Annotated in this window: 14 protein-coding genes; 6 read left to right on the top strand and 8 right to left on the bottom strand. The window is 65.2% G+C overall.

Annotation, left to right across the window (positions count from 1 at the left end):
* Positions 1-32 precede the first annotated feature (32 nt).
* Positions 33-3548, top strand: a complete 3516-nt coding sequence (locus IWX62_RS11550) for a S41 family peptidase (RefSeq protein WP_196841565.1) — start codon at positions 33-35, stop codon at positions 3546-3548.
* Positions 3549-3621: 73 nt separating this feature from the next.
* On the opposite strand, the gene IWX62_RS11545 is transcribed toward IWX62_RS11550, so the two are convergent.
* The 4 genes from IWX62_RS11545 to IWX62_RS11530 all read right to left on the bottom strand — a co-directional run bounded on the left by IWX62_RS11545 (position 3622) and on the right by IWX62_RS11530 (position 9187).
* Positions 3622-4053 carry an OsmC family protein gene (locus IWX62_RS11545; protein ID WP_196841564.1) on the bottom strand — a complete coding sequence of 144 codons (432 nt, stop codon included), beginning with the start codon at positions 4051-4053 and terminating at the stop codon, positions 3622-3624.
* 47 nt (positions 4054-4100) lie between these two features.
* On the bottom strand, positions 4101-5918 hold the full coding sequence (gene sucB / locus IWX62_RS11540; RefSeq protein WP_196841563.1) for a 2-oxoglutarate dehydrogenase, E2 component, dihydrolipoamide succinyltransferase: 1818 nt from the start codon (positions 5916-5918) through the stop codon (positions 4101-4103).
* A gap of 158 nt (positions 5919-6076) precedes the next feature.
* Positions 6077-7459, bottom strand: coding sequence for a dihydrolipoyl dehydrogenase (gene lpdA, locus IWX62_RS11535; protein ID WP_196841562.1), 1383 nt, complete (start codon positions 7457-7459; stop codon positions 6077-6079).
* 189 nt (positions 7460-7648) lie between these two features.
* A complete protein-coding gene (locus IWX62_RS11530; RefSeq protein ID WP_196841561.1) occupies positions 7649-9187 on the bottom strand; it encodes a leucyl aminopeptidase in 1539 nt (512 codons plus the stop codon).
* A 178-nt stretch (positions 9188-9365) separates the two neighbouring features.
* Here IWX62_RS11530 and IWX62_RS11525 point away from each other — a divergent pair, with 178 nt between their 5' ends.
* From IWX62_RS11525 to IWX62_RS11515, 3 genes are all read left to right on the top strand, one after another.
* Complete coding sequence (locus tag IWX62_RS11525; RefSeq protein ID WP_333483383.1) at positions 9366-10418, top strand: proteasome assembly chaperone family protein; 1053 nt, start codon at positions 9366-9368, stop codon at positions 10416-10418.
* A 127-nt stretch (positions 10419-10545) separates the two neighbouring features.
* Positions 10546-11793: a DUF4192 domain-containing protein gene (locus IWX62_RS11520; RefSeq protein WP_196841560.1), complete on the top strand. Its 1248-nt coding sequence runs from the start codon at positions 10546-10548 to the stop codon at positions 11791-11793.
* Positions 11794-12054: 261 nt separating this feature from the next.
* Positions 12055-13341 carry an RNA polymerase sigma factor gene (locus IWX62_RS11515; RefSeq protein ID WP_333483382.1) on the top strand — a complete coding sequence of 429 codons (1287 nt, stop codon included), beginning with the start codon at positions 12055-12057 and terminating at the stop codon, positions 13339-13341.
* A 107-nt stretch (positions 13342-13448) separates the two neighbouring features.
* On the opposite strand, the gene IWX62_RS11510 is transcribed toward IWX62_RS11515, so the two are convergent.
* Positions 13449-13673, bottom strand: coding sequence for a DUF7455 domain-containing protein (locus IWX62_RS11510; RefSeq protein WP_019483236.1), 225 nt, complete (start codon positions 13671-13673; stop codon positions 13449-13451).
* A 257-nt stretch (positions 13674-13930) separates the two neighbouring features.
* Here IWX62_RS11510 and IWX62_RS11505 point away from each other — a divergent pair, with 257 nt between their 5' ends.
* A complete protein-coding gene (locus IWX62_RS11505; RefSeq protein WP_196841558.1) occupies positions 13931-16039 on the top strand; it encodes a DNA gyrase/topoisomerase IV subunit B in 2109 nt (702 codons plus the stop codon).
* A gap of 121 nt (positions 16040-16160) precedes the next feature.
* On the opposite strand, the gene IWX62_RS11500 is transcribed toward IWX62_RS11505, so the two are convergent.
* Together IWX62_RS11500 and IWX62_RS11495 are read right to left on the bottom strand one after the other, a co-directional pair.
* Positions 16161-17141, bottom strand: coding sequence for a M56 family metallopeptidase (locus IWX62_RS11500; protein ID WP_196841557.1), 981 nt, complete (start codon positions 17139-17141; stop codon positions 16161-16163).
* A 4-nt stretch (positions 17142-17145) separates the two neighbouring features.
* Positions 17146-17511, bottom strand: coding sequence for a BlaI/MecI/CopY family transcriptional regulator (locus IWX62_RS11495; RefSeq protein ID WP_196841556.1), 366 nt, complete (start codon positions 17509-17511; stop codon positions 17146-17148).
* Positions 17512-17664: 153 nt separating this feature from the next.
* Between IWX62_RS11495 and IWX62_RS11490 the strand changes: the two genes are divergently transcribed.
* Entirely contained in the window at positions 17665-18657 is a 993-nt protein-coding gene (locus tag IWX62_RS11490) for a GNAT family N-acetyltransferase (RefSeq protein ID WP_333483381.1), read from the top strand.
* A gap of 15 nt (positions 18658-18672) precedes the next feature.
* Here the strand turns inward: IWX62_RS11490 and IWX62_RS11485 are convergent, their stop codons facing one another.
* A complete protein-coding gene (locus IWX62_RS11485) occupies positions 18673-21153 on the bottom strand; it encodes a DNA gyrase/topoisomerase IV subunit A (RefSeq protein ID WP_196841555.1) in 2481 nt (826 codons plus the stop codon).
* Positions 21154-21230: the final 77 nt, after the last annotated feature.

Below are 21230 nucleotides of genomic sequence, written 5' to 3'. Positions count from 1 at the left end.
CCGCTGGGTGGGTCTGTGGCTATGATCGACGGATGGGTTCCTCACACTATTTGCGCTTTCCACATGTCCACGGTGACCTGCTCACCTTCGTCGCAGAAAACGATGTCTGGGTTGCGCCGGTGTCCGGGGGGCGAGCGTGGCGGATCTCGGCCATGCAGTTACCTGCACGGGGTCCCCGGTTCTCACCTGACGGGTCAACCATTGCCTGGACGGTTACCCAGGCGGGGGCACCAGAAGTGGTGGCTGCCGACACCGAGGGCGGGAACTTCCGCCGGCTGACCTACTGGGGGCACCAGAGCACTAAAGTCCGCGGGTTCACAGCCGACGGCGATGTCATCGCCACCAGCGCTTTCCGGCACGAGGACCCCCGCCATGCCTGGGGGTACCGGGTGCCGCTGGACGGGTCAGCCCAGACTGCAATCCCCTACGGTCCGCTCGACGCCATCGTGTATGGACCAGCGGTCGGTGACGAGCGGCCCCTCGTGATCTCCAGCGTGCTTACCCGCGAACCCGCCTGGTGGAAGCGCTACCGGGGCGGAACCGCGGGGAAACTATGGATGGACGCTGACGGCTCGGGAGACTTCGCCCGGTTCCTCCCTGAGCTTGACGGCAACCTCGCCGATCCGATGTGGATCGACAACCGCGTCGCCTTCCTGTCCGACCACGAAGGCTACGGCAACCTGTACTCGGTGTCGCAGCAGGGCGAGGACCTGCGGCGCCACACCGATCATGAGGTATTTTACGTACGGCACGCCACCTCCGACGGTACCCGGATCGTGTTCGAATCCGCCGGGTCCATCTGGCTGATGACGTCCCTCGACGCCGAGCCGGTCCGGCTTGACATCTCGCTCGGCTCGGCCTCGACCGGCCGTCGTCCCCAGCCCCTGAACGTGGTCAGGCATCTCTCCGCTGTTACCCCGGTTGCCTCCGGTTCGGCCAGCGTGGTGGAGAGCCATGGCACCCTCCATTGGCTGACCCACCGGGATGGACCCTCGAGGGTGGTGGAGGCCACCGCGGGCGTCCGGGCCCGGCTCGGAAGGCCGCTCGGCGTCGACCGCGTGGCCTATGTCGCCGACCGTGACGGGGAGGAGGCGCTCTACATCAGTCATGTCTTTGAGTCCCGGGTCAACGCTGGCCTGGCCGGGGGGACGCGGCCCGGTGGCGTCCAGGCTGCGGCTACCGGATCCCCGGCGAGTTCGCCCGTCCACGGGGAGCCAGCGCTACCGGCCCCCGTTCCCGCGGTCAGCTCGCCCGACGACGCAGCTTACCCGGCACCCAACGCCCAGTCGGGTTCCGGCCCAGACTTCGCTGGCGAGGCCGAGCATGAGAGCGGCTCCGCCGAAGACATCGTGGTGGCGCAGGACAGCGCGGCCGAGGCGGGAGTCTCCCGCTGGGCGTTCGACGGGCCGTTCAGGGCCAGTAACCTGACCACCAGCCCCGACGGAGCCCGCGTCGCCGTCGCCGGTGAGAAAGGGGAGATCCTGGTGCTGCAGGTCGCCACCGGCTCGCTGTTCACCCTCGCGTCGACCCATCATGGGGCGGTCGACGACCTGGCTTTCTCGCCGGATTCCCGGTTTCTCAGTTGGGCGGAACCGGTCACCGGGGAAGGCGCGAGGACCCGCATCAGGATGGCGCTGGCAGAATCCGGCGCCGAGGTGCTCGAAGTGACCGACGGCCGGTTCCGGGACCATTCGCCGGTCTTCACCCGGGATGGCCGTTTTCTGGCGTTTCTGTCGGACCGCAGCTTCGACCCGGTCTACGACACCCACCGTTTTGACCTCAGTTTCCCTGTTTCCACCAAGCCCTATCTGGTGGCCCTCGCCGCTGACACACCGTCACCTTTCGGGCCATCAGTGCACGCTCCCGACCCCGCTGGCCGTGCCACGTCGTCCACCGACGACGACGAGACCGTCGACCCGGTCGTCGTCGACCCGGAACGGCTTGCCAAGCGGATCATCGCCGTGCCGGTGCCGCAGGGCGGATACGAAGGGCTCCGCGCCGTCGACGGCGCGCTGCTATGGACCGCCATGGAACGTGTCGGCGTGACCGGCGATGGCCGCGCCACCACCACTGCCAAGGATCCGGCGAAGCGGCTGGAACGGTTCGACCTCGCCAAGCGCGACGCGGAGACCCTGGTCCCGGAGGTGGACAGCTTCGAGGTGAGCGGCGACGGCGCCAAGGCGGTAGTGATCCACGCTGGCAAGGTGACCGTAGTGCCCACCAAGGGCAAAGTAGACAAGGACTCACCCGATCACGTTGAGGTTGACCTGAGCAGGATCCGCGTCCTTCTGGACCCTGTCAGCGTCTGGCGGCAGGCCTTTGATGAAACCTGGCGGCTCCAGCGCGATTTCTTCTGGGCCGAGGACATGGGCGGCCTCGATTGGCCGGCCATTCGCGACCGGTACCGGCCCCTGGTGGAGCGTCTCGGATCACACGACGACCTGGTGGACGTGCTCTGGGAGGTGCACGGCGAGCTGGGGACCTCCCACGCCTATGTGACGCCCATGCTGTTCGGCGAACCGGGAACCGGTGCCCAGGGTTTCCTCGGTGCAGAGCTGGCACCGTCAGCCGACGGCTGGGTGGTGGAGCGGATTTTCGCTGGAGAGTCCTCGGACCCGCAGGCCGTGTCCCCGCTGACCGCGCCGGGCGTGGCAGTTGCTGTGGGTGACATCATTGCCGCAGTCGACGGGGTTCCGGTGCCGTTAGCCCACGGACCGGCGGTCCTGCTCACCGGAGCCGCCGGAAAGACTATCGAATTGACAATGGTCCGTCCTGCCGGGGAAGACGCCGACGACGGCGGATCCTCGGTCCGGCGCGTCGCCGTGGTCCCGCTACGCAGCGAGGAACGTCTCAGATACCAGAACTGGGTCAACGCCAACCGGGCGATCGTCCACCAGGCCTCAGAGGACACCTTCGGGTACCTGCACATTCCGGACATGGTGGCCCGCGGTTGGGCCCAACTGCACCGCGACCTGGACCGGGAAACCGCCCGCAATGGGCTCATCGTTGACGTCCGCCGCAACCGCGGCGGCCACACCTCGCAGCTGGTCGCTGAGCTTATCGGCCGAAAGGTCACCGCCTGGTCGTTCCCCCGGGGTGAGCAGCCCGGCACCTACCCGGCACACGCACCCCGTGGACCGGTGGTCATCCTGACCGACGAATTCGCCGGGTCCGACGGCGACATCATCACCCAGGTTGCCAAGCTCAGGGGGATCGGCCCAGTGATTGGGACGCGCACCTGGGGCGGCGTCGTCGGCATCGATGGCAGGTTCTCGCTGGCCGACGGCACAGCGGTGACCCAGCCACGGTACGCGTTCTGGATGACCGGCGGCGTCGAGTGGGGCGTGGAGAACTATGGTGTGGACCCTGACATGGAGGTACCGTTCCCGCCACACGCCTACGCGGCGGGGGAGGACCCCCAGCTTGAGCAGGGGGTCGCCATCCTGCGGGAAATGATGTCCGAACTGCCCACCGACGTGCCGCCGGTGCGCGTTAATTATCCCCAGCTCAACCCGGGACCCCTGCCTCCACGGCCAACGAAGGCCTAGCTCCTAGGGGGACGCGCAAAGGCGGCCATTCGGTGAGAACCGAATGGCCGCCTTTGGTGATGCTGCTGAGGAACTAGGACTGCAGGGTTGCCTCGAGGGTGATGCTCTTGACGCCAGCCAGCGCCTGCGAGACGGGGCAGCCCGTCTTCGCCGATTCGGCGATGCGCTGGAAGTCAGCCTCCTCGATGCCTGGAATGACAGCGTTGAGGATCAACCGGATAGCGGTGATTCCTTCACCGGGCACGAAATCGACCTCGGCTTTGGTTTCGATCCGGTCGGCGGTTTTCCCTTCCTCGCTGAGCGCCAGGCTGAACGCCATGGAGAAGCAGGAGGAGTGGGCGGCGGCGATCAGCTCTTCAGGGCTGGTCTTGCCTCCCGCCTCTTCCGAGCGGGCCTTCCAGGTGACGTCATAGGTACCCAGGCCGGAAGAGTCGAGACTGACCTGTCCGCTTCCGGACTGCAGGTTGCCGCTCCAGACGGTGTGAGCATTACGAACTGTAGCCATAATTGATTCTCCTTTGTGGGTGATTACTGACCTCGGCGGTGGTGCTGTTACAGACCAAGATCCGATTCGAAAGCGCCGGCTTCGAGGCGGGCCTTCAGCGACTGCAGGAAGCGGCCGGCGTCGGCGCCGTCCACCAGACGGTGGTCGTAGCTCAGGCTGAGGTACATCATTGAGCGGATCGCAATGGTGTCTTCACCGTTGGCGGTCACCACGACCGGGCGCTTGACAATCGCGCCGGTGCCCAGGATGCCGACCTGGGGCTGGTTGATGATCGGGGTGTCGAAGAGAGCACCCACCGATCCGATGTTCGTGATGGTGAAGGTACCGCCGGACAGCTCGTCCGGTCCGATCTTGCCGCTGCGGGTCCGTGATCCGACGTCGGCGATCTTCTTGGCCAGGCCAGCCAGGTTGAGGTTGCCCGCGTCGTTGATCACCGGAACCAGGAGGCCCTTCTCGGTGTCCACCGCGATCGCGAGGTGCTCGGCGTCGTGGTACGTGATTTCCTTGGCTTCCTCATCAAACGAGGCGTTCAGCTTCGGGTGCTGTTTCAGCGCCTCGGTCACCGCCTTGGAAATGAAGGGCAGGAAGGTAAGCTTGGCGCCGTTCTGGGCCTGGAAGTTGTCCTTCGCGGAGGTGCGCAGCCGCGCTACCTTGCTCATGTCCACTTCGATGACCTGGGTCAGCTGGGCTGAGATTTCCAGTGACTCGCGCATCCGCCGGGCAATGGTCTGCCGGATACGCGGGGCCTTCTGGACTGTTCCCCGGAGCTTGGCGGCCTCAGCGGAAGGCTGTGCCGGTGCCGGTGCCGGTGCCGGTGCCGGTGCTGCTGCGGGCGCTGACGCCGCAGCTGGCGCGGCCGTCTTCTTCGCAGCCTCGGCGGCTTCGAGAACGTCCTGCTTGCGGATCCGCCCACCAACTCCGGTGCCCTTGACCGACTGCAGGTCAACGCCCTGGTCTTTCGCGAGGCGACGTACCAGGGGAGTGACGTAGGCCGCGTCTGAACCGCCGGACTTGTCCTCGGCTGGCTTCTCTTCGGCGGCCTTCTTCTCCGCTGGCTTATCCTCAGCATCCTTGGGAGCGGCCGGTTTGGCTTCTTCCTTGGGGGCAGGAGCCTCTTCCTTCGGAGCTTCCTCAGTCTTGGCGGGCTCGGCGACAGGCTCCTCGCGTTCTTCTGAGGGAGCAGCGGCCACTGGCTCCGGTCCGCCTTCAGCCTTGGCCGGAGCTGAGCCGCCGGATCCGATGACGGCGAGAACAGCGCCAACCTCGGCGGTCTCGTCCTCAGCCACGCGGATCTCCTGCAGTTTCCCGGCGACCGGGGAGGGGATCTCGGTATCAACCTTGTCGGTGGACACCTCAAGCAGCGGCTCGTCCACCTCGACGTCGTCGCCGACGGCCTTCAACCAGCGGGTGACGGTGCCTTCGGTGACGCTCTCGCCCAGGGCAGGAAGCGTGACCTCAGTGCTGTCGCCGCCCGCCGATTCATCAGAGGACTCGTCCGCGGCGGGCTCGGGCGCCTTCTCCTCGGTCTCGGTCTCGGCGGAGGGTTCTTCAGCTGCCGGCTCCTCGGTCTCTGCTGCCTTCTCGTCGGCGGCGTCCCCTGAAGAGTCTGAATCGTCTGAGCTGCCGGACCCGTCGCCGATGCGCACGAGTGGCGCCCCAACCTCTGCGGTCTCGTCCTCGGCAACCAGGATTTCCTCGATGACCCCGGCGATTGGCGAGGGGATCTCGGTGTCGACCTTGTCGGTGGACACCTCGAGCAGGGGCTCGTCAACCTCCACGCGGTCGCCGACCGCCTTCAGCCAGCGCGTGACGGTGCCTTCGGTAACGCTTTCGCCGAGGGCCGGTAAGTTGACGGATTCAGACATAGTGTCCCCGTTTCTCCTTATTAGTTCTTGCCTTACGGTGCCGGATCCCTAGGACCCGGCACCGTGGGCCGAGGTTGCGAGTAATGCTGGTGGAACGCTTAGAAGCGAGCTTAGTGCACGATGTGTAGCTGCTCCGGGGAGCGGTAGGGCGTGCCGGACTATCCGTGCAGCGCCTTGCCTGCGAGAGCGAGGTGAGCCTCGCCCAACGCTTCGTTCTGGGTGGGGTGGGCGTGGATCAGCTGAGCCACGTCCTCCGGGTAGGCTTCCCAGTTCACAATCAGCTGGGCTTCGCCGATCTGCTCCCCCATGCGGGTGCCGATCATGTGGACACCGATCACCGGACCGTCCTTCTCGCTGACGAGCTTGACAAGACCGCCCGACCCCAGGATCGACGTCTTGCCGTTTCCGGCTAGGTTGTACTCCTGGATCAGGACCTTGTCCTCACCCAGTTTCTCCTTGGCGGCCTTCTCGGTGAGACCCACCGAAGCGATTTCCGGTTCGCTATAGGTGACCTTGGGGATGTTGATGTCCTCGACGATGACCGGCTTCAGACCGGCGATCTCTTCGGCAACGAAGATGCCCTGCTGGAACCCGCGGTGCGCCAGCTGGAGGCCAGGAACGATGTCACCGACGGCGTAGACGTTCCCGACGCCGGTGTGCAAACGCTCGTCAGTGATGACGAATCCGCGATCGATGGTGACGCCCGCTTCTTCGTAGCCGAGTCCGTCAGTAACGGGTCCACGACCGACGGCGACGAGCATCAGGTCAGCTTCGAAGGTCTTGCCATCGACGAGGGTGACGACGACGCCGTCGTCGTTCTGCTCGACCTTCTCGAAGAAGGTGCCGGTGTTGAAGTTGATGCCGCGCTTCTTGAAGGCACGCTCGAATGCCTTAATGATCGTGGCGTCCTCGTTGGGAACGAGGGACGGGAGGCCTTCGATGATGGTGACGTCGACGCCGAAGGACTTCCAGACCGAGGCGAATTCGCAACCGATCACCCCGCCGCCCAACACAATGGCCTTCTTGGGAAGGGTGTCCATTTTCAGGGCGTGGTCGGAGGTGATGACCTTGCCGCCGATTTCCAGCCCGGGGAGGGTCCGGGAGTAGGAGCCGGTCGCCAGGATGATGTTCTTGCCGGTGTAGGAGGTGCCCTCAACATCAACGGTGGTGGTGGAGGTGAGCTTGCCAGCACCCTCGATCACGGTGATGCCCTTGGACTTGATCAGGCCCTGCAGTCCCTTGTACTTACCGGCAATGATGCCGTCCTTGTACGCGTTGACGGCTGGCATGTCGATCGACTCGAACGTCGCCTGGATGCCGTACTTCCCGGCGGAGCGTGCAGTGTCAGCAACCTCGGCCGAGTGCAGCAGTGCCTTGGTGGGAATGCACCCGTTGTGCAGGCAGGTGCCACCGAGCTTGCCCTTCTCGATGAGTCCCACAGTGAATCCCAGCTGGACGGCTCGGAGTGCGGCGGCATAGCCACCGCTGCCCCCGCCCAGGATCAGGATGTCGAATTCTTGCGCAGCTGCCGTATCGGCCACTTGAACGCTCCCTCGCGTAATCTGTGACGGGCTGATACGCCCGTCGGTTGATGATTTTGGCGGAATGCTTGGTGTGATCAGGACTCACCCTATCCGCAGATCAGGCCAGCATCCACTCGGTGTGAGCCTATCCATCCCCTGATGTGGGCAGTCTCACCCCATTCCCTGAGGTGAGACTGCCCAGCAGGCTTACTGAGTTGTGACGGCCAGATCCTCGGCGTAGGCCAGCAGGGTGCGGACACCGACGCCGGTGGCCTCCTTGGGCGTGTAGCCGTGAGGGGCGCCTTCATTGAACGCCGGTCCGGCGATGTCGAGATGCGCCCAGGGAATCTTGCGCCCGTTCACCTCTCCGACGAATTCGCGGAGGAAGACTGCGGCGGTCATCATGCCGCCGAACTTTTCTCCAATGTTGGCGATGTCGGCAACATTGGAGTCGAGGCTGGGGCGCAGCTCCTCGGGGAGCGGCATCGGCCAGAACAGTTCACCCGAACGGTCAGCGGCGCCCTTGACGGCGTCGACGACGTCGTCGTCACCCATGACACCCGACACCCGGCGTCCGAGGGCGATCATCTGGGCACCGGTGAGCGTCGCAATATCGATGAGCGCATCCGGTGCGTCCTCGCTGGCCGCGGCCAGCGCATCCGCCATGACCAGGCGGCCTTCGGCATCGGTGTTGAGCACCTCGACGGTGCGGCCACCATAAGTGGTCATGACATCCGAGGGGCGCTGGGCGGTTCCGGACGGCATGTTCTCCGCCAGGCACAGCCAGCCGGTCACTTTAAGGGGCAGGCCCAGTTCGGCGATGGCGAGGACGGTGTTCAGGACGACGGCGGCACCGGCCATGTCAAGCTTCATGGTCTGCATTCCCGCCGCAGGCTTCAGCGACAGTCCGCCGGAATCGAAGGTGATCCCCTTACCCACCAGTGCCAGGCTCTTCTTTGCCGAGCTGGGGGAGTATTCAACCTTGACCAGGCGGGGCGGGCGGGACGAGCCCTTGCCGACGCCGAGAATTCCGCCGTACCCGTCCTTTTCCAGCCGCGCTTCATCCAGCACGGTGACCTTGACGGGCAACCCTTTGGAGAGATCCTTGGCGGCCTGCGCGAAGGACTCAGGGTAGAGGTGGCTCGGCGGCTGGTTCACGAGCGTCCGGGTGACGTTGACTCCCCGGCCAAGGATGGTGGCGCGTCGCAGCGCGGTTTTCAGGTGGCGGTCCTGCGCAGCAGGGGTCACGATGGTGACACTGTTGACGGGCTGCTTTGCCGGCGTGCCGTCTTTCGCGGCGCGGGCTGACCGGTGCTCGGTGTAGGAGTAGGCACCCATCGCCGCGCCTTCGGCCACCGCTGCGGCGTCGGCCACCGTGGGGGCGGGCAGCGCGATCGTTACTGAGTTGAGACCCACGAGGTGGCGGATGGCGGCGCCCGCGGCCCGGCGAAGTGCCTCCTCGGTGAGGTTCCCGTCCGCTGGCAGCCTGCCGACGCCGGTCAGGACGAGAATGTCGGCAGTGGTGCCCTCGAGGCCCGGCAGCCGGCGCACTTCATCGGCGCTTCCGGTGATGCCAAGCATCGGCAGTGAGTCGGCGAGAGCCGCCGCTTCCTTCGCCGAGAGGGGCGAGTCGAGCAGGACTGGCCCACCGGCCTGTTGGCCGACTCCGATCACCAGGGCGTCACCGGCGGTCTTCTTGGAGTCCTTGGTGACAGCTGTCAGCTTGAGTTCGCTGGCTTTATTCACTGGGTATGTTCCTCACTTCCACATGCTGGACAGATTGGTGGGTGGGCGCTCAATGACGCGCCGATCCAGTATCGATCGTAGTCTGTTAGGGAACCTGTCGCCGGGCGGAATGAATCTGTGCCCGCTCGGCGTTGGACAGGATATCCATTGAAAAGCTACGAACCTGTTAGGAGGGGAGATGCTCAATCCAGAGACTCTTTTCAACGCAAACGCTGACCTGATCGACGATCAGCAGCTGCGGGGGCTCCCTCTTCTTGCGGGGTTCACCGGGTTTGTCGATGCGGGGCACGTGGTGTCCCAGGTGATCGAGGAAATGCTCGGCACCCTCGACCACGAGTTGGTGGCCGTGTTCGACGCCGACCAGCTGATCGACTACCGGAGCCGGCGGCCACGGATCACCTTCGCCGAGGACCACCTCGCCGATTACCATCCGCCCCGGCTGGAACTTCACCGGGTATATGACGGCATGGGTGTGCCGTTCCTTCTGCTCGCCGGCTTTGAACCGGACCTGCAATGGGAGCGGTTCATCAGCGCGGTGACCGGTCTCATCGACCGCCTTGAGGTGCCGCTGGTGTCCTGGATCAACTCGATTCCCATGCCGGTGCCGCACACCAGGCCCCTTGGAGTCACGGTGCACGGTAACCGCTCCGATCTGATCGAGGGTATGAATACCTGGCGTCCCACGGCTGAGCTTCAGGCGTCGGTGGGCCATCTGCTTGAACTGCGCCTGATCGAGTCGGGGCATGACGTCGTCGGGTACGTAGTGCATGTTCCCCACTACCTTGCCGAAGCGGAGTATCCACCGGCAGCTGTCACCGCCTTGGAGTACCTGGGCGCGTCGGCGTCCCTCGTCCTGCCCACCGACCGGTTGCGTGAGGCCGGCCGGGACGTGGAGCGGCAGATTGCCCGTCAGGTTGACGGCTCCGCCGAGGTAAGCGGAGTGGTGTCCACCCTGGAGAAGCGTTTCGACGAGCGCGCCGGATCGGCCGAGCGGCGCTCACTGCTGGTCAAGGACAACAGCGAGTTGGCTGACGCCGACGAGATTGGTGCAGCGGTGGAGGCGTATCTTGCCAGCCCCCAGGCCGCCGACGAATCTGTGCAACTGCTGGAGGAGGATCGCAAGGCAGGCGATGCCGCCGATGCTGAAAGCGGCGGCGTCGAGGGTGCTGCAGCTGATGGCTCTGACGCACCGGGTCCTCACCCTGATGATGACGGGACTACCGGCCGGTAGGGATCCGTCCCAGCTCCGGGCTCGTCCCAGCTCCGGACCTGCCCTCCACAGGAGCTGATTCGCGGTAGTTGCGCACATACCGCCGACGATGCCGTTCGAGGAGACGGACGGCGGTCATGATCGGTGCATGACTCCTCTCACCACACCCTCTGAACAGCCCTATCAGGTGACTTCGGCAGCGGACATTCTCAGCTACGTCCTGCACACTCTCGGGTTCCAGCCGGCAGAGAGCCTGGTCCTGCTCACCATGTGCGGGAAACGGGTCGGGGCAACGCTACGGGTCGACCTTCCGGCCAATGACCTCGACCCGGCCGAGTATGCTGCGGGGGTCTGCTCCATCCTCGCCTCGGATACGTCAGCTGACGGCGCCCTGCTCGTCCTTTACTCGACTGACGTGTGGGCGCTGGCCGCAGGGCCACCCCGGCAGGATCTGGTGAGCTGCCTGAGTAGCTCGCTGCACTCGGTGGGACTGGAGCTGCGAGACGGATGGTTGGTCACCGACACCGTGTGGCGGGACTACTTCTGCACTGACCCGGACTGTTGCCCGTGGCCGGGTTACCCGCTGGAGAGTGTGACGGATAGCCCCCTGCACACTGAGCTGGTGTTTCGTGGCAGCAGCATTGCCCAGTCGCTGACCGCCGCGGTGCACGGCGACACCCCTCAACCCTGGGCTGACCCGGCGCAGATGGCCCGCCGGTGGCAGGACCAGCAGGATCGACTGGGTTGGCGCTGGACCGCGGCACCCCAGTTTGCCACGACCCTTGCTCTCTGGGATGTTCTGCTGACACCCCCGGCTGACCCCGGACCGCTCGACGACCACGACATCACTGCCCACCTCCTGGCATCACTGAGTTCCCGGCCGCTGCGCGATGCGGTCCTGGTGTCAGCGGCGCTGGGTAGGGAAACTGCGGTAAGCGGTGCGGCAGGGAACGGTGTGCAGCGCCCGGGCCGCGACGCCCCAGACCTGCCCCCTGGGGGCTGGGCTGTGCTGGACCTTGACCCCGGCGCAGCGGCGCACTGCCCCCGCGACACCGCAGACCGCCGATACGCGCGTGAGTTCTGCGACGTCCTGATCGGACAGCACCGGGGCCAGCTGCGATGGGACCGTGTGGACGTGGCTCACGAGCTGTTCAGCAGGCTATCGGCGGTGGCGACGGACGAGCCGAGGGTCGCCCTCCTCACCATGCTCGGCTGGATTGAGTGGGCCCGGGGGAGAGGGTCCCGCGCCCACCTCTATCTTCAAGAGGCCCTGAAGGAAATGCCCAACTATTCCCTGGCGGGGCTCCTCGACCAGGTGGTGGCCCGCGGGATCCTCGCGGAGTGGACCCGGGACAGGGAACTGGCCTGGCGTCATGGCACCCCGCACGCCGTGTGACCCGCCGCGCGAACAGCTGTACGGGGGCGGAATCGGGGAGGCGGGTGATTTATAGAAGCCCGTGAATCGTGCGACAATGGGAATCGAGACCCGGTTGGGTTCGTGTGTCAAGTGGTGTCCTGCATTGTCAACCGACCACCCTTAGCGGGGTGGTGTGGGAATAGTGCAGGGAACGGGACTGTTCCTCTTCAATGAGGAAAGCCCCGTCTGGCCGCTTGAATTCACTCACGGACTTGACAGGGTCATAGTGGTGTTGCCCCCTTGGCAGCATCACAGACGCCGTATGAAAGGTTCTCTGTGTCGGCCAAGAAGACAACTGCACCGGATGTAACAGAACCCGGGGCAACGACCACAAAACGCCGGGCCGCCCCCAAGAAGGCGGCGCCGAAGACCGCTGCCGTCAAGCCGCTGTCAGCGCGGGCCGCCAAGGCCGCTGCAGCCCAGAACGCCGCCGCTGTTGAGGTTGAAGATGACAGTCCCGAGCTCGACGCTGCGGGAAACCCCATTGAGCCAGCGGAAACCACTGAGCGCGCTGCAGCCGAGGCCGAGACCAAGGCTGGCTCAGGCTTTGTTTATTCAGATGCCGACGACGACGACGCTCCTGCCCAGCAGGTCATCTCCGCCGGTGCAACCGCCGACCCCGTCAAGGACTACCTGAAGCAGATCGGTAAGGTAGCGCTCCTGAACGCGGAGCAGGAAGTCGATCTCGCCCTGCGGATCGAAGCCGGCCTGTTTGCCGAGGAAAAGCTGGCAGCCGACAAGGATGCAGCAAAGCCGATGGATGCGAAGCTGCGCCGCGAACTGGAGTGGGTCATCCACGATGGCAAGCGCGCGAAAAACCACCTGCTGGAAGCCAACCTGCGCCTGGTGGTATCCCTGGCCAAGCGGTACACCGGCCGCGGCATGCTGTTCCTGGACCTCATCCAGGAAGGCAACCTGGGTCTGATCCGTGCGGTCGAGAAGTTCGACTACACCAAGGGCTTCAAGTTCTCCACCTACGCCACCTGGTGGATCCGCCAGGCCATCACCCGCGCCATGGCCGACCAGGCACGCACCATCCGTATCCCGGTGCACATGGTCGAGGTCATCAACAAACTGGCGCGTGTCCAGCGCCAGATGCTGCAGGACCTCGGCCGCGAGCCGACTCCCGAAGAGTTGGCCCTTGAGCTGGACATGACCCCCGAAAAAGTTGTCGAGGTTCAGAAATACGGCCGGGAGCCCATCTCGTTGCACACCCCACTGGGTGAAGACGGCGATTCGGAGTTCGGTGATCTCATCGAGGACTCCGAGGCAGTGGTCCCCGCTGACGCCGTCAGCTTCACCCTGTTGCAGGAACAGCTGCACTCGGTGCTCGACACCCTCTCGGAACGCGAAGCGGGAGTGGTCGCGATGCGTTTCGGACTTACCGACGGGCAGCCGAAGACGTTAGACGAAATCGGCAAAGTCTACGGCGTGACCCGTGAGCGGATCCGTCAGATCGAATCGAAGACGATGTCCAAGCTGCGCCACCCTTCCAGGTCGCAGGTGCTGCGCGACTACCTGGACTAGGAAACACCTCTGGGTCGGACGCCGGCTCCAACCAGAAAGGACCCCCACACCTCGGGTGTGGGGGTCCTTTCTGGTTTCGGGCCGCTGTCCGGGCCCGGGTGACGCTCTTAGTCTTCGCTTACCGGTCCGGGTGCTGCATTCAGACGGTTGGTCTCATCTTGCCACTCGGACGTTAGCGGCCTCAGATTCGACTCGACGGAACGCGCGTGGTGGCCACAAAAGAGCAGCTCACCACCGGAGGACTGAAGAACTGCGCGCACATAGGCCTGGGCTCCGCAGCGGTCACAGCGGTCCAGCGCGGACATCTCGCGGGTTGCTACTGCTGTTGTCATGATTGCCTCCTTAGTGGTTCCTGTAGTTCATATAACCACTATTCGTTGCCGATCCATTGCAAGCTGGGTGATCTTTCGCTGAGCGCGTAGCATATCCCGGCCCCGTCACACTTTGGTGGCTGGGCACCGGCCCGCCTACGCCTAACCGCGGGGGTGGGGGAATATGCTTGAAGAATGCGTCCGGGGGTCCCCGGCGCGGCGCCCGGCTGACGGTGTCGCCACCTACCCGTACCACCGGCCAAGGAGTTTCACCCAACGTGGCGCCACCCAGTACTGAATACAACGCCCGGCACCTCTCCGTTCTGGAGGGCCTCGAAGCCGTCCGCAAACGCCCGGGCATGTATATCGGTTCGACTGACTCCCGCGGGTTGATGCACTGCCTGTGGGAAATCATCGACAACTCGGTGGACGAAGCTCTGGCTGGCCACGGCCAAAGCATCAGGGTCATCCTCCATCCCGACGGGTCAGTCGAAATCCACGACGACGGCCGGGGCATCCCCGTTGACGCCGAACCCAAGACGGGCCTGAGCGGCGTCGAAGTTGTTTTCACCAAACTCCATGCCGGCGGAAAGTTCGGCGGCGGATCCTATACGGCCTCAGGCGGGCTGCACGGCGTCGGTGCCAGCGTGGTGAACGCTCTGTCCTCCCGGCTCGACGTCCAGGTTGACCGGGGCAGCAAGACCTACCAGATGTCCTTCAGGCGCGGCGAACCGGGCCGTTTCCTCGACGCGAAGACCCCCTCGCCGACCTCCAAGTTCGAACCCTTCCTGGAGAGCTCACGGCTTGAGGTGGTGGGCACCACCAAGCGCGGTGTGACAGGAACCCGGATCCGGTACTGGGCCGACCGGCAGATCTTCACCCCCGACGCCAAATTCTCCTACGAAGAGCTCCAGGCGCGCGCCCGGCAGACCTCCTTCCTAGTCCCCGGGCTGCGGATCACCCTGCGCGATGAACGGCGGCTCGCCGGCACTGCGGCCGAGGAAGGACCACTGGAGGAGGTCTTCCAGCACGACGGCGGGATCTCCGAGTTCACCACCTTCCTTGCCGCGGACAGCGCGGTCACCGACGTGTGGCGCCTGCACGGCTCCGGCCGGTTCAAGGAATCGGTCCCGGTGCTGGGCGAGAATGGGCACAGCGAGATCGCCGAAGTGGAACGCGACTGCGAGGTGGACATCGCCCTGCGCTGGGGGATTGGTTACGACACCACGGTGAAGAGCTTCGTGAACATCATTGCCACCCCCAAGGGCGGCACCCATCAGAGCGGCTTCGAACAATCCCTCCTGAAATCCTTCCGCAAGGTGATCGAGGCGAATTCCCGGAAGCTCAAGGCGGGAAGCGACAAGATCGAGAAGGACGACGTGTTCGCCGGTCTCACTGCGGTCCTGACCGTGCGGCTCGCCGAACCGCAGTTCGAAGGCCAGACCAAGGAGATCCTCGGCACCTCGGCGGTGCGGGCGATCGTGGCCAAGGTGGTGGAAAAGGAAATCCTCGCCAAGCTGAACTCAACCGCGCGGGGAGACAAGGCGCAGAGTGCGCTGCTCCTTGAAAAGGTCGTCGCCGAAATGAAGTCGCGGATTTCGGCCCGCGTCCACAAAGAGACCCAGCGCCGCAAGAATGCCCTGGAAACCTCATCCATGCCGTCCAAGCTGGCCGACTGCCGGATCGACGACGTCGAACGCTCCGAACTGTTCATTGTCGAAGGCGACAGCGCGCTCGGCACCGCCAAACTCGCGCGCTCCTCCGACTATCAGGCGTTGCTGCCCATCCGCGGGAAGATCCTCAACGTCCAGAAGGCATCGGTGGGGGACATGCTCGCGAACGTGGAGTGCGGTGCGCTGATCCAGGTGGTGGGCGCTGGCTCCGGCCGTAGCTTCCAGCTGGACGCTGCCCGCTACGGGAAGGTAATCCTGATGACCGACGCCGACGTCGACGGCGCCCACATCCGGACACTGCTGCTCACGCTGTTCTTCAGGTACATGCGCCCGCTGGTGGACGCTGGCCGGGTGTATGCAGCGGTGCCGCCGCTGCACCGGGTGGAGGTGGTCAACCATGGGTCAAAAGCCAACGACACCATCTACACCTACTCGGAACAGGAGCTGACCCGGCTCCTCGCCGAGCTGGAAAAGCAGGGTAAGCGCTACAAGGAACCCATCCAGCGGTACAAGGGTCTGGGGGAGATGGACGCCGAACAGCTGGCCGAGACCACCATGGACCCACGGCACCGGACGCTGCGGCGGGTGCGGATCCAGGAAGCCGAATCCGCTGAGCGGGTGTTCGATCTTCTGATGGGCAGCGATGTGGCTCCCCGCAAGGACTTCATCGTTGCCGGGGCCGCATCACTGGACCGGGAGCGGATCGACGCCTGACACGGTGGTGCCGGAAACACAAATGCTCAGCGACCAGACCGTTTCACTGAGCATAGGTGGGCATGCTCAGTGACTTCCCTTCGAACATGGGCATTTGTGTAGGACAAGTCGGGATGAGGCTCTAGCCCAGCACCCAGGGCGCGATCAGCAGGAGCGTGGGTGCTCCTAGCAGCAGGCCCGAGGTGCCGAGCGCCAAGGCCTGCTCGAGGACCGACAGTGGTGGCTGCGGGGCAAGCAGACGTCGGATCCGGTTGACCGTGGCCCCGGTGTCCTGGCCGCCCGGTGCACCCGGCGTGAGCGCAATGGCGGTCACTGGGTCCTCCGGTGGGCAGGCTGCATATGGATCGGGCAGCGACCCTGATGCCACGATCGCTATGGCGCGGGCGAGTACGGGTTCGCTGACCCGCTTCAGCGCTTCATCATCGGCGAGCATCTCGATCAGCTCGTTCACCGCACGCTGTGCGAGTTGGGTGGTGGGTAGCCAGGGGAGTGCGGCACGCCATGCGGCAAACGCCCACAGGAGCAGATGATGCCGCTGATGCAGGTGGGCCCGCTCGTGCATCAGAACCGCATCGAGTTCAGCCGCCGTGAGGAGGTCGAGCAGCCCGTCCGAGAGGACGGTCACGGAGCGGGCACCACCCGGGAGGCAATAGGCCACCGGGGTGGGGTGATTGATCACCAGAGTGGCCGGCCGGTTTTCCGCGGGTGAGCTGAGCAGGTTCAGCATGTCGCGGTGCCGTTTACGTTGCCCACGGATCTTGGCGTAGGTCAGCAGGAGGGTGAAGATCAAATGTGCGCCCAGCAGACCGGCGGCACTGAGGGCGAAGACGTGCATCAGGCCGAGGGTGTAGGCGGGCTGGTTCGCAAACACCATATCGCCGAGTCGCCCGACAGCCTCCACCAGATTGTCCCCGAGGGGGTCAAGACCCCACACCAGCATGGCGCCGATCATGGACAATCCACCGGCCAGAGCGATGACCTGCCACAGGATCATTGCGGTGAAAGGAGCACGGGTGGGCCAGGAGGCCCGCGACAAGGCGACGGGCGCTGGCCAGGCGAGGACGACGGCGAGCCCGGCCAAAAAGTGGGCGGCCCAGAACATCCGCTTAGCTGCCGAGCAGTTTACGCAGAGCCTGTGCTTCGCTGTCGGAAACGCTGCCAATGAATCGTGCCAGCACGGCTTCCCGGTCCGGAGCGGTGACGAGGACTTCGTGCATCAACTCGGCGGTGTGCTCCTCACGGCTGGTGATCGCCCGGTAGCGGTGCGGGCGGGTTTCCCGCTCACGCTCCACTAGCCCCTTTTTCTCCAGCCTGGACAGCACGGTGAGCACAGTCGTCACTGCAAGCTCCTTGCCCACTGCCTCATCGGTGGCCAGCGCCAATAGATCGCGCAAGGCGTTGGCTGTCAGGGCGCCGGGCGTACCCCACAACAGATCCATCACTGTGCGTTCGAGTTCTCCGAGGGTGGCCATGCGCGTCCTTCATTCCAGGTGTGGATTACAGTCGAAGTATGTATTACAGGTCCAAATCTACTCTCTTTTCCGGCAAGGTTCTACATACGGTAGAACAGGTAGTGGGGCACTCCGCGGGTGGTTCGACGCCAGGGAGTGGAATACGCTTTTGCCATGACCACGCCAGTGTCTGACTTCTTTCCCACCGGTACGCCCCTGCAGTGGCGCTCCATCACCCAGGACGACATCGGTCCGTGGCAGGACTTGCTCCTTCGCATGGCCGAGGCGGATGAACCAGACTGGGTGGAAGAGCGCGCCGATCTGGAACAGATCCTGACATCGTCTAAAACCGATCCTGTGAAGGACACCCTCCTGGGGGTGGATGACGGCGGCGTACCCCGGGCTGTGGGCGCGATCCAGCGGAACCCCGGCTCCACCCTGATCCACAGCATGGGCGGGGTGGATCCCGCCTGGCGGGGCAGAGGCATCGGGACGGCCCTCTACGGCTGGCAGACGGGCCGGGCCCGTCGCCGTCTCGACGACGACGGTGCCGTGGCAGGCGTCCTCCGCACCTACGCCGAGGAGAAGGTACCGTCGCTGCTTGCGCTGCTGGAGGCAACAGGGAACACAGTGGTTCGGTACTTTACGGAAATGACCCGGTCGCTGCAGACCGAGATCCCGGTCGTCGAGCCCGCTCCGGGTCTGACGATCGTGACCTTCACCGACGAGCTCTCCGACGCCGTCAGGCTGGCCCACAACGAAGCATTCCAGGACCATTGGGGGAGCGAACCCCGCGACGAGGAGTCGTGGCGGTTCACCGTGACCCATCCCGAGTTCAGGCCAGAGTGGAGCCTTGCCGTGGTGGACGAGGCCACGGGCGAGGTAGCCGCCTACCAGCTGGCCAGCTTCGATCCGTCATCCGGGGACCTCCTCGGCCACACCGAGGGCTACACCGATCTGCTGGGCGTGCGGCGCAACTGGCGTGGCCTCCGCCTCGCACCGGCTCTGCTGGCCGAGGCGATGCGACGGTTCAAGGCCGACGGGATTGAGCACGCCGGGCTCGGCGTGGATACCGAAAACCCGTCGGGTGCGCTCGGCTTGTACGAGCGCCTCGGCTACGAGCCGACCCACCGGGTGAGGGTCTACGAGTTGCCCATCAAGGTGTGACACCCCGCCAAGGGGTCACGCCGTGCTGGGTCCAATGGCGTCCACTGACTGGCTCAGGGTCACCCCGGATCCGTCCCGCCGCCCGTGCTCGGTGGGCAGCGCCCGGGATACGCCGGTCGCCGATGCTGCCTTTGCGGGGCCGTGACCGGCCCAGGCGAGCAGCAATCCGTCTTCATCCTTGAGGAACCGGTGTGCACGGACCCCGGCAGTCGCCCTGCCCTTGACGGGATACTCGGCGAAATCGGTCACCTTGACGGACCCGGGCGAGGTTCCCGGCAGTGCGCCACTCGCCGCGGCGATCGTGACGACGACGGCGGCCGCATCCTCGGCGCTGACCGCACCGAAGTGAATGACCGAGTCAGCCGAGCCGAGTTTGATCCCTGCCATGCCTCCCGCGGTGCGCCCCTGCGGCCTGACCGCGGACGCGGGAAAGCGCAGCAGCTGTGCCTGGGCGGTAATGAAGACCAGCTCGTCCTGGTCACCCGCCATGGCAAGGCCCACCACCTTGTCCTTGGGTTTGAGGGAAATGATCTCCCATTCGTTCCGGTTCAGTGGGTACTCCGGCACCCCCCGTTTCACAATCCCCTGGGCGCTGCCCAGGGCAACCACCGCATCGAGGGGGGCCAAACCCACCAGGGACTCACCGGGGCCGAGGGTCATGAACTCCTGCGCCGGCACACCGCCGGCCAGATTCGGGATCCCCGCGGTTGGCGCCAGGGCGGGCATATCCATCACCTGAAGGCGCAGCATGCGCCCGGCCGACGTGACGGCTCCCACCTCGGCCCGGGCTGTCGAGCGGATCACTGAGCGGAAGACGTCATGCTTGACGCGCTGTCCGCCCTCGCCGAACTCCTCCTGGGAGGAGGTGCGGGCAAGCTGTCCGGACGTCGAGAGGATCACCCAGCAGGGGTCGTCGGCGATCTCCAGGGGCAGCGGTGCGGCCTTCCCTCCGGGGGTGACTGCCGCCGGCATGACCGTTCCCTTCAGCGGAGCACTGGACTCGGAAGCCAGCAGCACCGTGCGCCGCGGGGTGGCGAACTTCGCCCCCACCTCGGCAAGTTCCTCGGACAGGAGGGCGCGCAGCCGCTCCTCGGAGCCGAGCAGTTCCTCCAGGAGGGCGATCTCCCGGCGCAGTTCGTCCTGCTCCTTTTCCAGCTCTATCCGCGAATACTTGGTCAGCTGGCGCAGACGCAGTTCGAGGATGTAGTTGGCCTGCAGCTCGCTCAGGTCGTAGATCGACATCAGCCGTTCCCGGGCCTGCGCCGATTCATCCGAGGAGCGGATGATCTGGATCACCTCATCGATATCCACTATCGCGATCAGGAGGCCTTCGACCAGGTGCAGCCGGTCCCTTTTCCGGCCCAGCCGGTAGGCGGTGCGCCGGCGGACCACCGACAGCCGGTGCTTGATGTACACCTGGAGCAACTCCACCAGCCCGAGGGTCCGGGGCTGCCCGTCAACCAGGGTCACGTTGTTGATCCCGAACGAGTCCTCCATCGGGGTGTACCGGTACAGCTGGGCGAGGACTGCGTTCGGATTGAAACCGTTCTTCAGTTCGATCACCAGGCGCAGCCCGTGGCGGCGGTCCGTCAGGTCGACAATGTCGGAGATCCCCTGCAGCTTCTTGGACGTGACGGCGTCCTTGATCTTCTCGATGACCTTTTCCGGTCCCACCGTGTACGGCAGTTCGGTCACCACCAGCCCGGTACGCCGGGCCGATAGTTGCTCGATCCCCACCGTGGCGCGGGTCTTGAAGGACCCCCGGCCGGTGGCGTAGGCGTCGCGGACCCCCTCAAGCCCCACTATCTTGCCCCCGCTGGGAAGATCCGGTCCGGGAATGAAGCGCATCACGTCGTCCAGCCCGGCATCGGGGTTGGCGATCAGATGCCTGGCCGCGGCGATTACTTCCCCCAGATTGTGGGGGGCCATGTTGGTGGCCATCCCGACGGCGATGCCGGTCGCCCCATTGACCAACAGGTTGGGGAACGCGGCAGGCAGCACTTCCGGCTGCAGGAGCTGGTTGTCATAGTTCGGGACGAAGTCCACCACGTCTTCGTCGAGGTGATCGGTCATCGTCAGGGCAGCGGCTGCGAGGCGTGCCTCGGTGTAGCGGGGGGCGGCTGGTCCGTCATCGAGGGACCCGAAGTTGCCGTGGCCGTCGATCAGGGGAAGGCGCAACGAGAAGTCCTGGGCCATGCGGACCATCGCGTCGTAGATCGCCGCATCACCGTGCGGGTGAAGCTTGCCCATCACCTCGCCCACCACGCGGGCGGACTTCACATGGCCGCGGTCGGGGCGCAATCCCATGTCGGTCATCATGTACAGGATGCGCCGCTGGACGGGCTTGAGGCCATCCCGCGCGTCGGGCAGGGCCCGTGAGTAAATCACCGAGTACGCGTACTCGAGGAAGGAGCCTTCCATCTCGGACGTCACGTCGATGTCGATGATGTTTTCGGTGTAGTCCACCGGGGCTGCTGTGCTGTGGCGCCTGGCCATGATCGGGTGGTCCTCGGGTTTGTGAAAGGGGTCTGCTGCCAAGGGTAATGACGCGGGCGCCAAACGCCCACTAGGCT

Source organism: Arthrobacter sp. CAN_A1 (assembly GCF_015751665.1).
Lineage (GTDB): Bacteria > Actinomycetota > Actinomycetes > Actinomycetales > Micrococcaceae > Arthrobacter_D.
This window is presented reverse-complemented; position numbering and strand designations above follow the sequence as displayed.

Bases quoted from the DNA above. Each gene is read 5' to 3' on its own strand.
- IWX62_RS11500 (WP_196841557.1), bottom strand. From the start codon at position 17,141: ATGTTCTGGGCCGCCCACTTTTTGGCCGGGCTCGCCGTCGTCCTCGCC.
- IWX62_RS11490 (WP_333483381.1), top strand. From the start codon at position 17,665: ATGACCACGCCAGTGTCTGACTTCTTTCCCACCGGTACGCCCCTGCAG.
- IWX62_RS11545 (WP_196841564.1), bottom strand. From the start codon at position 4,053: ATGGCTACAGTTCGTAATGCTCACACCGTCTGGAGCGGCAACCTGCAG.
- sucB (WP_196841563.1), bottom strand. From the start codon at position 5,918: ATGTCTGAATCCGTCAACTTACCGGCCCTCGGCGAAAGCGTTACCGAA.
- IWX62_RS11510 (WP_019483236.1), bottom strand. From the start codon at position 13,673: ATGACAACAGCAGTAGCAACCCGCGAGATGTCCGCGCTGGACCGCTGT.
- IWX62_RS11485 (WP_196841555.1), bottom strand. From the start codon at position 21,153: ATGGCCAGGCGCCACAGCACAGCAGCCCCGGTGGACTACACCGAAAAC.
- IWX62_RS11525 (WP_333483383.1), top strand. From the start codon at position 9,366: ATGCTCAATCCAGAGACTCTTTTCAACGCAAACGCTGACCTGATCGAC.
- IWX62_RS11550 (WP_196841565.1), top strand. From the start codon at position 33: ATGGGTTCCTCACACTATTTGCGCTTTCCACATGTCCACGGTGACCTG.
- IWX62_RS11520 (WP_196841560.1), top strand. From the start codon at position 10,546: ATGACTCCTCTCACCACACCCTCTGAACAGCCCTATCAGGTGACTTCG.
- IWX62_RS11495 (WP_196841556.1), bottom strand. From the start codon at position 17,511: ATGGCCACCCTCGGAGAACTCGAACGCACAGTGATGGATCTGTTGTGG.